Annotated in this window: 16 protein-coding genes; 7 read left to right on the plus strand and 9 right to left on the minus strand. The window is 51.0% G+C overall.

The genetic code is table 11. The features are described from left to right. Positions 1 to 209 precede the first annotated feature (209 nt). From HMPREF2560_RS03335 to HMPREF2560_RS03355, 5 genes are all read right to left on the minus strand, one after another. Positions 210 to 1,463 carry an ABC transporter permease gene (locus HMPREF2560_RS03335; RefSeq protein WP_070873711.1) on the minus strand — a complete coding sequence of 418 codons (1,254 nt, stop codon included), beginning with the start codon at positions 1,461 to 1,463 and terminating at the stop codon, positions 210 to 212. Then, positions 1,460 to 2,374 carry an ABC transporter ATP-binding protein gene (locus HMPREF2560_RS03340; RefSeq protein ID WP_070873712.1) on the minus strand — a complete coding sequence of 305 codons (915 nt, stop codon included), beginning with the start codon at positions 2,372 to 2,374 and terminating at the stop codon, positions 1,460 to 1,462. Before HMPREF2560_RS03340 ends, HMPREF2560_RS03335 begins: the two co-directional genes overlap by 4 nt. 27 nt (positions 2,375 to 2,401) lie before the next feature. Next, entirely contained in the window at positions 2,402 to 3,145 is a 744-nt protein-coding gene (locus tag HMPREF2560_RS03345; protein WP_070606142.1) for an SH3 domain-containing protein, read from the minus strand. Positions 3,146 to 3,226: 81 nt separating this feature from the next. Beyond that, positions 3,227 to 4,225 (minus strand): BtrH-related acyltransferase DarH, encoded by a 999-nt coding sequence (locus tag HMPREF2560_RS03350; RefSeq protein ID WP_070606141.1) that lies wholly within the window; start codon positions 4,223 to 4,225, stop codon positions 3,227 to 3,229. A 70-nt stretch (positions 4,226 to 4,295) separates the two neighbouring features. After that, positions 4,296 to 5,144, minus strand: a complete 849-nt coding sequence (locus tag HMPREF2560_RS03355) for an RnfABCDGE type electron transport complex subunit B (RefSeq protein ID WP_070606654.1) — start codon at positions 5,142 to 5,144, stop codon at positions 4,296 to 4,298. Position 5,145: 1 nt separating this feature from the next. Between HMPREF2560_RS03355 and HMPREF2560_RS03360 the strand changes: the two genes are divergently transcribed. Next, a complete protein-coding gene (locus HMPREF2560_RS03360) occupies positions 5,146 to 5,325 on the plus strand; it encodes a hypothetical protein (protein WP_070606657.1) in 180 nt (59 codons plus the stop codon). A gap of 6 nt (positions 5,326 to 5,331) precedes the next feature. Next, positions 5,332 to 5,799 carry a YchJ family protein gene (locus HMPREF2560_RS03365; protein WP_070606138.1) on the plus strand — a complete coding sequence of 156 codons (468 nt, stop codon included), beginning with the start codon at positions 5,332 to 5,334 and terminating at the stop codon, positions 5,797 to 5,799. Between the two features lie 264 nt (positions 5,800 to 6,063). On the opposite strand, the gene HMPREF2560_RS03370 is transcribed toward HMPREF2560_RS03365, so the two are convergent. After that, positions 6,064 to 6,852 (minus strand): inositol monophosphatase family protein, encoded by a 789-nt coding sequence (locus HMPREF2560_RS03370; protein ID WP_070606136.1) that lies wholly within the window; start codon positions 6,850 to 6,852, stop codon positions 6,064 to 6,066. Between the two features lie 164 nt (positions 6,853 to 7,016). Between HMPREF2560_RS03370 and HMPREF2560_RS03375 the strand changes: the two genes are divergently transcribed. The 4 genes from HMPREF2560_RS03375 to HMPREF2560_RS03390 all read left to right on the plus strand — a co-directional run bounded on the left by HMPREF2560_RS03375 (position 7,017) and on the right by HMPREF2560_RS03390 (position 9,841). Beyond that, on the plus strand, positions 7,017 to 7,742 hold the full coding sequence (locus HMPREF2560_RS03375; protein ID WP_070606134.1) for a 16S rRNA (uracil(1498)-N(3))-methyltransferase: 726 nt from the start codon (positions 7,017 to 7,019) through the stop codon (positions 7,740 to 7,742). Positions 7,743 to 7,824: 82 nt separating this feature from the next. After that, positions 7,825 to 8,115, plus strand: a complete 291-nt coding sequence (locus HMPREF2560_RS03380; protein ID WP_070606132.1) for an acyl carrier protein — start codon at positions 7,825 to 7,827, stop codon at positions 8,113 to 8,115. Further along, positions 8,112 to 9,170, plus strand: coding sequence for a beta-ketoacyl synthase N-terminal-like domain-containing protein (locus tag HMPREF2560_RS03385; RefSeq protein WP_070606130.1), 1,059 nt, complete (start codon positions 8,112 to 8,114; stop codon positions 9,168 to 9,170). Before HMPREF2560_RS03380 ends, HMPREF2560_RS03385 begins: the two co-directional genes overlap by 4 nt. Further along, a complete protein-coding gene (locus HMPREF2560_RS03390) occupies positions 9,152 to 9,841 on the plus strand; it encodes a hypothetical protein (RefSeq protein ID WP_070606129.1) in 690 nt (229 codons plus the stop codon). Before HMPREF2560_RS03385 ends, HMPREF2560_RS03390 begins: the two co-directional genes overlap by 19 nt. A gap of 110 nt (positions 9,842 to 9,951) precedes the next feature. Here HMPREF2560_RS03390 and HMPREF2560_RS11100 read toward each other — a convergent pair whose 3' ends face one another. The 3 genes from HMPREF2560_RS11100 to cyaY all read right to left on the minus strand — a co-directional run bounded on the left by HMPREF2560_RS11100 (position 9,952) and on the right by cyaY (position 12,625). Further along, complete coding sequence (locus tag HMPREF2560_RS11100; RefSeq protein ID WP_283132699.1) at positions 9,952 to 11,586, minus strand: hypothetical protein; 1,635 nt, start codon at positions 11,584 to 11,586, stop codon at positions 9,952 to 9,954. A 154-nt stretch (positions 11,587 to 11,740) separates the two neighbouring features. After that, positions 11,741 to 12,247 (minus strand): S-ribosylhomocysteine lyase, encoded by a 507-nt coding sequence (luxS, locus tag HMPREF2560_RS03400; RefSeq protein WP_004518928.1) that lies wholly within the window; start codon positions 12,245 to 12,247, stop codon positions 11,741 to 11,743. Positions 12,248 to 12,301: 54 nt separating this feature from the next. Further along, entirely contained in the window at positions 12,302 to 12,625 is a 324-nt protein-coding gene (cyaY, locus tag HMPREF2560_RS03405; protein WP_070585221.1) for an iron donor protein CyaY, read from the minus strand. Positions 12,626 to 12,696: 71 nt separating this feature from the next. Between cyaY and HMPREF2560_RS03410 the strand changes: the two genes are divergently transcribed. Continuing rightward, complete coding sequence (locus tag HMPREF2560_RS03410; RefSeq protein WP_070585219.1) at positions 12,697 to 12,867, plus strand: LPS translocon maturation chaperone LptM; 171 nt, start codon at positions 12,697 to 12,699, stop codon at positions 12,865 to 12,867. The last annotated feature ends 7 nt before the right edge of the window (positions 12,868 to 12,874 follow it).

Below are 12,874 nucleotides of genomic sequence, written 5' to 3' on the forward strand. Positions count from 1 at the left end.
AGCGTTCGAATCGCTCACGACCCACCAAATATAAAAACCTGCTTTGAAAAAAGTAGGTTTTTTTACGTTTGGATTTTAGGATTTTGTTGAACATATTTTGTTATTGAAACAATTCATAGCGCATCAAGCTTCAGGCCGTCTGAAAATATCTTTCAGACGGCCTGAAGCTTTATAGGAATGGTTTTGAGAAATAAGTTTTCTACCTAGGTTTAAAACCTTACCTGCGTCTGCAACTGCCTCCGATAAATCAATACGGCAGCAGTCAGTGTGGCAAAAGAGAATGCTGACAGTAGAAGCAGATAATGGCTGATTCCGTCCAGTCCGCTGCGGTTGAGCAGTAATTCCTGAAAAGCCTTCAAGCCCCAAGCCATCGGGGAAATCCAAGTGAGTTGCTGCATGGTTTCGGGCATGACGTGGGAGGGGACCATAATGCCGCCGATTGCCGCCATCAGGATGATGCCGCCGCCGCCGAGCACGACCGCGTGTTCGGTGGATTTGGCGCAGACGCTGATTAGAAGCGCGTAGCCGAGTGCGGCGGCGCTGACGGCGGCGGACAGCAGCGCGTAGGGAACAAGGCTGCCGTTGAGTATGAGGGCGGGCACGCCGATTTCGGGCAGCAGGTAGCGGCCGAGCAACAGCATTCCGACAAACTGAAGCTGGTTAATCAGGAAATAGGGGATGAGTTTGGCGGCAATCAGGCCGGACGCGGAGGCGCGGGCGAGGCGCAGGCGGGTGATGGTGTTGGTCTGGCGTTCCAGCGCCATGACGTTCGACAGCGGTATCATTATGAAAAACATACCGAAAATCAGCCATGCGGGAACGCTATGTTGTACAGCGTTGGGTTTTTCCACCGTGCCGCTGCCTGCGCTCAGATAGTGTTCTTCCAGCATTTTTTTATCTAAAAAGCTGCGCACGGCGGCGAATTGTTCGTCGTTTTTTTCATCGACTTTTTTCTGGATGTCTTTGCGGATGGAGCGGGGCAGTTTTTTATTGTCGATTTTGATGCCGTCGTTGTTGTCGAAATAGGCGTCTAGCCGCGTTTCGGTGTAGTGCTGCTGCAAAACGCCTTTGACAGCCGCCAGCCATGAAGGCTCGGTATCGGGCGGTACATAGATTTGCAGGGCTTTGTCGTCGGCGATTTTGCCGGAAGCGGCGTTCGGGTTGTGCAGCACCAGTTGGAAACGCTTGTCGTGTAGGCCGTTTTGCGCGTCGGTCAGTTTTTCAGACGGCATCAGTGTGACATGGATTTGCTCTTTTTCCAGAGCGGCGGCCAGCGCGGTATTGATACTGTCGTTTGTTGCACCAATCAGCGCGATACGGCTGTCAGTGTGCGGATCTTGGTCGCGGCTCAGCGCCAACGACATAATCAGCATGAATGCGATGGGCATCACAAACAACACGGCCAAACCGTGCAGGTCGCGGCAGAGCAGTTTGAGTTCTTTGAGGAGGGAGGAAATCGTCATTGTGGATTTTGCTTATCTGTTGCTGGCTCGTCTTTGCGCAGGAAATCAAGGTAAAACGTTTCCAGCGAACCGTGTCCCTGCTGGAAGTAGCGGATTTGCGCGCCGTTTTGTTGCAGGGAGGCGTAAACGGCGGCGGCATCGTGCGCCGTTTCCATCATGCCGCGGCTGTCTACTTGCTTTGCACCCAAAGCGGCCAGCGTCTGAGGCGGCAGCGGCGGTTCGACGGTAAAGCGCACGATATCTGTTTGCGTGCTTAAAAGCTCGTCCAACCCGCCGTGATACACCAGCTTGCCGTGTTGCAGCAGCGCGATTTTGTCGCAAAGCTGCTCGATTTCCGACAGATAGTGCGAGGTGTAGACCACCGTTACCCCTTGCCGTGTCAAATCCGCCACGCTGTCGAGGATAAAGCGGCGCGACTGCGGGTCGATGCCTACCGTGATTTCGTCAAGGAACACCAGTTGCGGCGTGTTAATCAGGCCGATAGCAAAATTAAGACGACGTTTAAGCCCGCCCGAAAGATGCTTCGCTGCTTTGTTTTTGTGGGCGGTCAGGTCGGTCTGTTCCAACAGCGCGTTCAGACGGCCTTTGTCGCGCACTTTGTAAAGCGAGGCGAAAAACAGCAGGTTGTCCCACACAGAAAGCTGCGGATAAAACGCGAAATCCTGCGGTACCAAACCGATTTTCTGCCGTTCGCTGCGGCTTAACAGGCGCAACGGCTTGCCGTTGAACAAAATTTCGCCCTGCCGTACTTCCTGCAAGCCGGCCAAAAGCGACATCAGCGTCGTTTTCCCCGCACCGTTGTGACCGAGCAGCCCCAAACATTCGCCGTCGGCAATATCGAACGACACATTGTCCAGCGCGGCAGTTTCGGCTTTGGGATAATGGTGGGAGAGGGATTGGATTTGAATCATGGTTTCAGACGGCCTTTCGAGCGATATTTAAATCGCAGCACCCCATAAATAACGGTGCTGGAATTTGCTGTCCTTAAATATAAAGCAGACGCCGAAAGGATCACCGTCCGAACCTTGTCTGCCGAACAGGTAAAGCGTCTTATCGCTGTGGCGGTAATAGGCTTTCCAGCCTTGATATACATTGCTGCCGCGTGCGGTGGCGGCAAAATCGGGCGAGAACAGTCCTTGCAGTTCGGCAGCGGGAACCGCTTGACCGTTTAGCGTGATACGCTCAAGCGCGAACACGCTTTTGGGGATGACGTAGTCTGTACCATAGAAAGGTTTGCCTTGATAGAATCGCGCGGTGTATTTGTCTTTGCTGATACCCGAGAAATCACTGCGTTTTGGGTGAATGCGGTGGGCTACGATGTGTACCTTTTGACCGTTGCCGGACAAAGTCAGTGTATCGTCATGACCAGATTGTTCGCGCAGGCGGACGAAGTTTTTGTCGGAGGCGGGAAATGTTAAACGGCTGTAATGGATAAAGCCAGAATCGTCGGCGTTTGCCTGTTGCAGCTGAACAAAACAGAAGTCCGACCTGTTTTCACTGAGTTCTTCTATACATTCCAACGGTGTGCCGTTGGGAATTTTTGCCAAGACTTTGGCTTTCAAATCGGGGCGTTCGCGTAAGTTGGTGTGTCCGTCGGCATCATGAACCAAGGCAAAGCCGTTTTGCGGCGCGGCATGGGTTAAGGCGGAACACAATAATAAGAGGGAAGCTAAGTAACGCATTTTTTTATTTCTTTTAGTTTTCAGACGGCCTGAATGTCAAAATAATTCACGGTAGATTAATCGGGATCGAATAAATCCTGATTATTTCAATAATCCCCGCCATAACGCTTCTTCATCATCCGCAATTTTGCGCAGAAATTCGGCAATGTTGCGGCAACCATTTTCAGACGGCTTTTTGCACTGTTTCACACACATTGCTGCGAATTGGCGCCATTGGTCGCCGATGGCGGTCATTTGTTCTGAGGCCGTCTGAAACGCAGGTTCGTTGCAGATATGAGCGGCTTGTTCGAGGAAGTAGGCGTAGATATAGCGGAAACCTGCGCCGCCGGTACCGATTTCTTCCTGCATCCGCACCAAATGGCCAAGAAACAGTTTTTGGTATTTGTCGTTTTGTTTGGCAGGCAGGGATTCGATTTTTTTTGCCAGCGTGCGGATGCCTTTTACGCCGATGAAAAAGACCGGCGCGAGCATATGTTTGGCGTTTTTGCGTATGGCTTTGCGGATAATGGCGGGTAAGTCTGCCATGATTTTTTCAGACGGCCTGTTATCTTCCAAGGTGTACATCATGCCTTTTGCCGCCAATACGCCTTTGGCGAAGCGCGCACGCTGCAAATCTTCGGCGGCGCAGCGTTGCACGGTTTCAAATACGGGGTCACTGATGAGGTAGTCGTTGCCGTCTTTGCCGTACACTAAAAGATTGTGTGCGTTGAAATGGAAGCGCATTTGCGGCGGGAAGTAGGGCAGCCAAAAGACGGAGGTTTGCAAACCGGCCAGTTTGCCTGAGGATAGCGCGGCATCCAATGCGGCTTGTCCTCTTTGTGCGTCGGAAAATTTGCGGACAGACAATTTCAGCCCCAATGCCTTGCAGGTGTTTTTGATGATGCTGCGCGGCGCGGTACGGTAAGAAACCAGCGGCATGCCGTTTAATTTGATCAGCGGCATCCAGACAAATGTCAGCGCATGGGCAATGCCGAAAATCATGGCTTCATCTAAATTGTGGCCATGGTATTTGAGCAGGGTGGACATCACACCGCTTTCGCAATGGGCGGTATGCTGGTGTGGAAATTCTTGTGTGGTCATAAAGTTATTGGTTTTCGTGCAATGTTTTCAGATGGCCTGATGCGGTCGGAATGGTTTGTTGTTTTGGAAATCAGCGGGCTTCTTTGGCCGCTTCCTGCTCGGCTTTGTGACGGCGCAGAAATTCGATGGCGGCGGCTTTTTCGGCTTCGTTGCCGTATTTGGCATCACGTTGGGCGCGGCGCAGTTCGGCGCGTTCTTTAGCTTCTTCGATTTGTCGCGCTTTGAAGTCTTCGCGGTTGTCGGAGGAGACGAGTTTATCCTGTTGTGATTGCGCTTTTGCCATGGCTTTGGCAATCAAATCCATGGGGTTGAATGCGGCGCTTGGTGCGGCTGTTTGGGTTTGTGCCTGTGCGGCCTGTTTGGCTTTGACGGCGGCTTCGCGTTGCGCCAGCAGGGCTTTGCGTTCGGCATCGTCGCGCTGTTTGCGCGCGGTATGGCGTTCGAAACGGCTTTGTGCGTGTTCGGCGGCGGCAAAGCGCGGTTCGGCAGAGGTGCTGAAACGGCGTGCGGACGGCAGGAAGGGCTGCGATACGGGAACCATGTCGATGCAGTCGACGGGGCAGGGGGTAACGCACAAGCCGCAGCCGGTGCATTCGTCGCTGATGACGGTGTGCATCAGTTTGGACGTGCCCATAATGGCATCGACAGGGCAGGCGCGGATACAGGCGGTACAGCCGATGCAGACGGCTTCGTCAATCAGGGCTACGGCTTTGATTTGTGTTTTTGCAGGCGTGAGGTATGGCTTGCCCAACAGGTCGGCAATGTCTTTCATGACGGTTTCCCCACCCGGCGCGCACAGGTTGACCGGCGCTTCTCCTGCCGACAGGGCGCGCGCATAGGGTAAGCAGCCTTCATAGCCGCACTCACGGCATTGGGTTTGCGGCAACAGGCGGCTGATGCTTTGGATGGGAATGGTCATCATGGATAGTCAAATTCGAAAAGGCGCATTATATCAGATTGTTGCGTTTATTTTGGCGAAACCCGCTTTGCTTATTTTAGCGAAACTCTCCACGCTCATTTTAGCGAAACTCGCTACGCTCGTTTTCAGACGGCCTGAGTCGGGTTTGCGTTATAATTTTGAAATGGATTTATTCGGGTAATTAGGAATGACGGCTACACTTTGCCCCTGTCAGTCGGGGCATGTTTATACGGAATGTTGCGCACCGTTTCATGCGTGTGAGGCGGCGGCCTCGACGGCGGAAGAGTTGATGCGTTCGCGTTACAGTGCGTATGTTTTGCAGGAAATCGACTATATCGTGGACACGACCGTCCCTGCGCAGCAGAATTTGTTGGACAAGCAGGATTTGGCGTCATGGAGTAGGCAGACACAGTGGTCGGGATTGAAGGTTATCCGTCATGTGCCGTTTGGCAAGCTGCATGCTTTGGTCGAGTTTGAGGCGTATTTTGAAGAGAACGGGCAAACTGAGTGCCATCATGAATTGTCGGCGTTTGTGAAAATAGACGGGCGTTGGTACTTTATTGATCCGACCGTTGCTTTGCCGACTATGAAACAGCCTTGTTTGTGCGGTTCTGGCAAAAAGTTTAAGGCGTGTTGCGGACAGTTTTTCAAATAGTAGTGTAAACAGGCCGTCTGAACGTTCAGACGGCCTGAGCTGTTTTTGCAGATAAAAAAAACCATTCATACTAAGGGAGAAGTATGAATGGCCAATACATTGCGGGAAAACGTCTTACTTGCTGCACCGCCCAAAAGGGATGAAAGAGCGGTGTTGTGTCAGCGATTAATATTCTACCGTTTTTAGTATTAAATGCTGTTAAGAAGTGAAATAATTTCAATAAGTTGCAAGATAATCGTGATTTTTTGAAGATAAACGGTATTTTTACTGATTTTCTCGAATCCATTTCACCCATTGTTGAAACAGCTCGGGTTGCAATGCGGCGATGACGGAACGCTTGAATACATGTTCGCCGCTCCAAAAATCGTCGCCCTCCAAAGTGGTCAGACAGCCGCCGGCTTCTTCAAAAATCAATGCGCCGGCAGCGTAGTCCCACAGCTTTTGTCCGCCGTGGATGTAAATATCGTAGCGGCCGCTGGCGAGGTAGCACCAGTCGAGCGTGCTGCTGCCCATGCTGCGTATCGTGCCGAATGGGGCAAGGGTATTCATGCGGCTGGCGAGTTTACCCGAACGCAGGTATTTGATTTCCACGCCGGCAATGGATTCGTTGAGTTTTTTGTTTTCCGAACGCAGCGGCAGCGGCGTACCGTTGAGGAATGCGCCTTTGCCGCGTTCGGCGTAGAAACATTCGCCGCTGACTGGATTGTAAATCACGCCCAATTCGGCGTGGCCGTTTTTAACCAGTGCGACGGATACGGCAAAATGCGGCAAACCGTTGACGAAGTTGTTTGTGCCGTCGATAGGGTCGACAATCCACAGGCCGTCTGAATGTTCGTTCCACAAACGGGTTTGCTCCTGAGCGCTCATCTCCTCGCCCAACATCGGACAATCCTCCAATAAGGGCAGGGCGGCGGCAAAAGCGGTTTGTGCGGCCAAATCTGCTTCACTCAAAACCGAGCCGTCTTCTTTGCGTCGTGACGGCGTGTTCAGAAAACGTGGCATGACTTCGGTTTGGGCGATGTGGCGGACGACTTTCTGTAAACGGTATAGCACGGCGTATCCTTGTTTTTTGCAGTTTTGCGTGACAGTGGATTAAAATTCGGAAAGTTTTCAAATTATAGTGGATGAAATCGAAATCAGGCAGACAAGAGTATGTCTCCGTGTTTCAACTTCGTTCACGAAAGTTCAAATTATATACATGAATAAAGCAGGAAACCATGCCCCGATTTTATGTTGATTTTGCCTTAAGCCCCGACAGCGTGGTCGAATTGCCCGATAATGTGGTGCGCCATCTGAATGTATTGCGCGTGAAAAACACGGAAGAAATCGTGTTGTTCAACGGCAATGGCAAGGCATATCCGGCTTTGCCCGAAGTTTTGGAAAAACGCCGCGCCAGCGTGCGGATTGTGCGTGAAGAGGCAACGGACAACGAATCGCCGCTGAACATTACATTGGTACAGGCGGTATCCGCTGCCGAGCGCATGGATTTCACTTTGCAGAAAAGCGTGGAATTGGGCGTGGCAGAAATTCGCCCGGTCATCAGCGAACGCTGTGTCGTCCGCTTGAGCGGCGAACGCGCTGAAAAGCGGGTGGCGCGTTGGCAGGAAATCGTCGTTTCGGCGTGTGAACAAAGCGGCCGCAATATTGTGCCGAAGGTTTTGCCACTGACGACTTATGCACAGGCTCTGCAGCAGTTGCCGCAGGAAACGACCAAACTGTTAATGAGCTTGAACCGCGCACAAAACCTGAGCGATGTTCGGCCGCAGTCCGGCAAGGTCGTGTTTATGGTCGGCCCGGAAGGCGGCTGGACGGAGAAGGAAGAGCAACAGGCATTTGATGCCGGTTTTCAATCCGTTACGCTTGGCAAACGGGTGTTGCGTACCGAAACCGCCTCACTTGCGGCCATTGCCGCCATGCAGACGCTTTGGGGCGATTTTGCATAAAGTTCAGGCCGTCTGAAAACGAGCATAGCGAGTTTCGCTAAAACGAGCTGTTGCTTCATGAGATAAAAATGGGAGTTTAAAAATGTCTTACACCTTTACGCTGGCCGAGCACGAGCTGGAAACGGAATTGAAAAAGTTAATCGTGCAAGAAGCCGATAAGGCCGACGATGTGGATATGGATGATTTCACCGACGATGCGCTTTTGTTTGGCGATGACAGTCCGGTCGGTTTGGATTCGCTTGATGCGCTGCAAATCAGCGTTGCCTTGCAACAGTATTTTCAAGTGCGCCTGCAGGGCGACCGGATGGTGCGCAAACATATGATGTGCGTACGCGATTTGGCGGCGTTTATCCGTGCGGAGCATGGCGCGTGAGTTGGGTCTGCGGTACGGCGGCCACTTCTGCCTTGAATCCGCAAACGGATTTCAGACGGCCTGATGCGGTGTCTTATACGTTTTTAAACCAGCCGCAGCAGGCTGCTTATTTTCGTGCATTTGCCGGCGACAGTTTGGGACGGAAGGAATTTGCGGATATTGCCGAACGACATTTGCGCCGAGCCGCCGAAAATGCAGGCTGGCTGTCTAAAAGTTGGCATGATGCGCCGGTGTTTATCGGGTCTAGTTCCTATTCCATCTCCGAATATGAAAACCGCCATTTTGCGGGCAATAGGGCGGAAGAAGAACACAATCTGCTTTATCTCGCCGAAGATTTGCGCCGGCGCAGCGGCAATCGGCAGATTTTCAGTTTCGCTACTGCCTGCACTTCATCCGCCCATGCGCTGATTCAGGCGGATAATTGTTTGCGCGGCGGGGCGGAGCGCGCCTTTGTGCTTGGTATTGAAAACCTCAATCGGCTGACTTTGTTGCATTTTCACAGCTTGGGTTTGCTGGCAGAACACTATCAGCCTTTTGGCGGAAACGGTTTGATTTTAGGCGAAGGTGTTGCCGCGCTTGCCTTATCTTCCGCTGCTCCCGAATCTTCTTCAGGCCGTCTGAAACTTATCGGACACGCCGCCAATACAGGCAATGACCTGATTCAAAGCGATGGCCAAGCGCAAGAACAGGTGATGCGTCGAGCTTTGGATGTTGCAGGCATCGCTCCTGAAAGCATTGCAGCCGTTAAAACACACGGCATCGGCACGGCTGACAGCGATGCCGCCGAATTGGCCGCACTGGCAAATATATTCGGTACACTGCCCCCTTTGATGGCGTTCAAGCCGCAAATCGGACACACGCTTGGCGCAACGGCAGCCCTTGAAACGGCCCTGCTTTTATCCGCTTTAAAACAAGGTGAAAGCAACGATTATCAGGGGCGGGAAATTCGTTTTTCCGAGTGCGCAGCTTCACAAAAAGGCGGCTTTTTCTGTTTGGCCAATCAGTTTGGTTTTGGCGGCAGCAACACATCTTTGGTATGGCAATGGCAACCGTAAATCCTAATATCCGTATTACCGCCGCCGTGCGTTTTGATACTGACGCCGGTACAGGCGGTAAAATCCTCAAACAAACCTTAAAGCAGCAAAGCGGTATAGATACCCGCCGCCTCAGCCGCTTGAGTTTGATTGCCGCGCTTGGTGCAGGGCAGCTAAAGGAACAAAGCGAAATCCGTTCTGATTGCGCCGTTTTTCTCGGTACACCGTTTTCTTCGCCATCCGTATTTGAAAAAATGGCAGACAATGTGCTGAACCATCACGCCGCGATGCCGTTTGACTTTATTGCCAACCTGCACAACTCCCCAGTCTTTCATGCCGCGCAAGCGTTAGGCACGCATGGTGCAACTTTGGTCGTTACTGCCGACAACAATGTAGATACCTGCTTTCATCCATTATCTCTGGCGATGCAGTCTTTGCAAAATGGCGGACAAGCTGCGGTTGGCTGGGCATATGAACATCAAGCAGCTCATGCCGATACTCATGAAGGCAGTATTTGGATTTTGCTTGAAGCCGGTACAGAGCAGGGTGTTCCTGTTGTGTTGAATGATGAAAGGGTGCAGGCTGATAGGCCGTCTGAAAAGCCGCAATATTATTGGCAAGGTATCGCCGATTGGATAGAAGCAGTAATGGCGCACGAGGGTAGGAGTGTGAAGAAATGTACTTTGGAGTAATCGACAAATGATTTTAGAGAAAGTATTTGTCTGTTGAATAAATAAGGTTTGCACCATTAAAAAGGCTGTCTGAAAATGTTTTCAGACGGCCTTTTTGTATCAAAAACCAATCAACGAGACATCTCGCCTTGAATAGCGCGGATATTTGCTTTACGGGCGTTGATGGTACGGGTCAGTTGTTGGATTTTAATTTGATCGCCTTTTTGTTTGGCCGCATTCAGCTGTGTTTGAAGGCGGGTAATGGCGGCCTGTTCGTTGCGTACTTCGGTCTGCAATATTTGTTTGCGGGTTTCCTTAGGACTTGGCTTAGGTGCCGGAGTAACCACAGGAGCAGTACGGATAACAGGGGCTTTGTATTTGCTGTATGAAGAACTGCGTGATTTGTTCTGACGGTTGCGCAGGGTAATATTGATGCGCGGATTGGCAGCTTCGGCTGTGTTGGTCACGCTGGTAATCGGTACATTTGGCAGGATTTTAATATCACTGTCATTATTTTCTTTATCCAGCAAAATATCGGCTGCCGGTTTGTATGCTTGAGGGAAAGGTGTTGGGACAGTGGTTTTGCCATGTTCTACCGGAGAGGCAGTTGCCGGCGTGCTTGGTTCGGCCGAAGCGGTGGCAATAGGTTTGGCTGCTTGTTCTTCGGATGCGCGGACAACGGCTGTTTTATCGGCTTTAGTACGGCTGACTTTGGCTTTGCGTCGAGAGGAGGTTTTGGCATAAGTTTTGCCTTTATGCTTAGTCTCGGCTTTGGCAGGCGTTTTATCGAGCGCTTCATCCTGAGCTGTTACCGCTTGGCTATTTAGGGTAGTTGAAGTTTGCGGCTGAGCTGTCGAGTTCTGAATAATCTCTTGTGGGATTTGGATTGCAGGCACAACAGGTTGAACAGCTGGTGTTTCATTAATAATAGCAAGGCCGTCTGAAACTGTGCTCTCGGTAGAAGCAGTAGGTTGGGCTTGTGCGGCAAGCATGACAGGAACAATACTGTTTTCTGTTTGGGTTGCACTAGACTGAGTTTGTACGACAGGAGTTGTATTGCGGACAGTAGTGTCGGCAACATAGTCTTCGGCTTTTATTGTGGGCGGCGCTTCCAAAGTAGGCGTATTGTTGGGAACGATTGCGCTGTCTGCAATGGCTTTGTCGACCGCAACGGTAGGTTGGGTTTGCTCGGCGAGCATTGGAGGAACAATAGTGTTGTCCTCTTGAACGGCAGTCGTCTGCGTTTGTACGACAGGAGTTGTGTTGTGGGCAGCAGTATCGACAACATAGTTTTCAGGTTTTGCAACGGCTGGTGTTTCCAAAACAGGCGTATTGTTGGAAACGATTACGCTGTCTGCAATGGTTTTATTCGCAGGCACAGCTTGTCGAGTTTGTGCCATCAGAATGGAAATAGGTGCCGGAATACCGTATTCATTTCGAGCAACAACGACTGGGGTTTGTACCGCGGGCGTTGCTTGAGAAGCATGAACGTAGTCTGCGGCAGATGCTTTAAATTCTGTTGTTTGTACCGTTTTTAAAACCGGAGTGTCGCCCGGAATCGCAACGACGCTGTTTTCTGTTACATTGTTTGTTTCAACTATGCGACAGGCGTCATTAATCTGGTATGAAGCATAAACGGTGATGCCTTCAACATTGCAGACATACTCGGCAGCGTTGGCGGCGGCAGGGAGGGTCAGGCTGAGGGCAATGGCGGTTTTGCAGAAAAACGGTTTCATAAAGGCAATAGAATCAGGTTGTTTGTTCAAAGTGTAATTATACTATGTACACTGTCAGCATCCGCCAACTTATTTTTAGGCGGTGTAAAACTGTGGCTGAAAGGTTGAAAATTGGAATAAAAGGTTTTAGGCCGTCTGAAACTTGTTATATAGAGTTTCAGACGGCCTTTGCTGTTATAGCGTATTAAGCGTTCAACAGGCTTTCGTCCAATGTCAGCTCTTCGTTTTTATTGACGGCGACTTTGCGTGCCAAAACGTTTTGGGCGATTTCGTGTGCTTCGGCAAGCGAGTGCATCAGGTAAGTACCGCATTGGTATTCGTTCAGTTCGGGGATTTTGCTTTGGTCTTGAACGGTCAAAACATCCTGCATTGAAGCGAGCCATGCATCGGCCACTTTTTGCTCATCGGGCGTACCGATGAGGCTCATGTAGAAACCGGTACGACAGCCCATCGGGGAAATGTCGATGATTTCGACACCGTTGCCGTTTAAGTGGTCGCGCATAAAGCCTGCGAACAGATGCTCCAGCGTGTGAATGCCTTTTTCAGGCAGGATTTCTTTGTTGGGAATGCAGAAACGCAGGTCAAACACGGTAATGGTGTCGCCTTTGGGCGTGGTCATGGTTTTTGCCACGCGTACGGCAGGGGCGTGCATACGGGTGTGGTCGACTTTGAAACTGTCTAGTAGGGGCATTTGGGTGTCCTTTGAGGTAAATAGATTTTTAGCTAGGGATATTTGAAGACTGAATCACAATTCCGCAATCTCAACTGCTTCGCCCGAAGCCGCGCTCAGTGCTTCGTTTAAAACGTCGTAGAAATCGCGGCTGTCGCGCGTTGCCAGCCATTTGCCGTTTTGCTCGGCGAAATGGTAGCCGCCGCTTTTGGCAGCAATCCACAATTCTTGGTTGGGCGTGTGGCGGTTGACGATGATTTGCGTACCGTCTTCGGCTTCGATAGTCAGTACGTTTCCGGCAAACTGGCAGTCGAAATCCCAGCCGTTTTCGTCGATTTGGTCTTCAATGTGTTCAAACAATTCTTCGCTCATGCGGATGAATTCGCTTTCGGTCATCATGGCTTTTTGTGTGGTTTTTGTTTAAGATACCGAATCTTGCCACATTCGTAATGATGAAGAAAGTTTTACTGATGAAATACGGCGTATTTTTTGCAGCGGCAACGGTTCTGCTGCTTTCTGCCTGCGGCTACAAAGGCGACCTCTATCTGCCCAAAGAAGGCGACAAGGCGCGCTTCGGCGTGATTCAGACCGGCTTGAAATTCGATACGGCTAAAGAGCCGACCACTCAAACCAACGATTAAAAAAAGA

It is taken from the genome of Neisseria sp. HMSC078H04, assembly GCF_001838135.1.
GTDB lineage: Bacteria > Pseudomonadota > Gammaproteobacteria > Burkholderiales > Neisseriaceae > Neisseria.

What these genes read in the sequence shown, in the direction of transcription:
- HMPREF2560_RS03410 (WP_070585219.1), top strand. Translation starts at nt 12,697, where the DNA reads ATGAAATACGGCGTATTTTTTGCAGCGGCAACGGTTCTGCTGCTTTCT.
- HMPREF2560_RS03340 (WP_070873712.1), bottom strand. Translation starts at nt 2,374, where the DNA reads ATGATTCAAATCCAATCCCTCTCCCACCATTATCCCAAAGCCGAAACT.
- HMPREF2560_RS03390 (WP_070606129.1), top strand. Translation starts at nt 9,152, where the DNA reads ATGGCAATGGCAACCGTAAATCCTAATATCCGTATTACCGCCGCCGTG.
- luxS (WP_004518928.1), bottom strand. Translation starts at nt 12,247, where the DNA reads ATGCCCCTACTAGACAGTTTCAAAGTCGACCACACCCGTATGCACGCC.
- HMPREF2560_RS03335 (WP_070873711.1), bottom strand. Translation starts at nt 1,463, where the DNA reads ATGACGATTTCCTCCCTCCTCAAAGAACTCAAACTGCTCTGCCGCGAC.
- HMPREF2560_RS03365 (WP_070606138.1), top strand. Translation starts at nt 5,332, where the DNA reads ATGACGGCTACACTTTGCCCCTGTCAGTCGGGGCATGTTTATACGGAA.
- HMPREF2560_RS03360 (WP_070606657.1), top strand. Translation starts at nt 5,146, where the DNA reads ATGGATAGTCAAATTCGAAAAGGCGCATTATATCAGATTGTTGCGTTT.
- HMPREF2560_RS03375 (WP_070606134.1), top strand. Translation starts at nt 7,017, where the DNA reads ATGCCCCGATTTTATGTTGATTTTGCCTTAAGCCCCGACAGCGTGGTC.
- HMPREF2560_RS03345 (WP_070606142.1), bottom strand. Translation starts at nt 3,145, where the DNA reads ATGCGTTACTTAGCTTCCCTCTTATTATTGTGTTCCGCCTTAACCCAT.
- HMPREF2560_RS03350 (WP_070606141.1), bottom strand. Translation starts at nt 4,225, where the DNA reads ATGACCACACAAGAATTTCCACACCAGCATACCGCCCATTGCGAAAGC.
- cyaY (WP_070585221.1), bottom strand. Translation starts at nt 12,625, where the DNA reads ATGATGACCGAAAGCGAATTCATCCGCATGAGCGAAGAATTGTTTGAA.
- HMPREF2560_RS03380 (WP_070606132.1), top strand. Translation starts at nt 7,825, where the DNA reads ATGTCTTACACCTTTACGCTGGCCGAGCACGAGCTGGAAACGGAATTG.
- HMPREF2560_RS03355 (WP_070606654.1), bottom strand. Translation starts at nt 5,144, where the DNA reads ATGACCATTCCCATCCAAAGCATCAGCCGCCTGTTGCCGCAAACCCAA.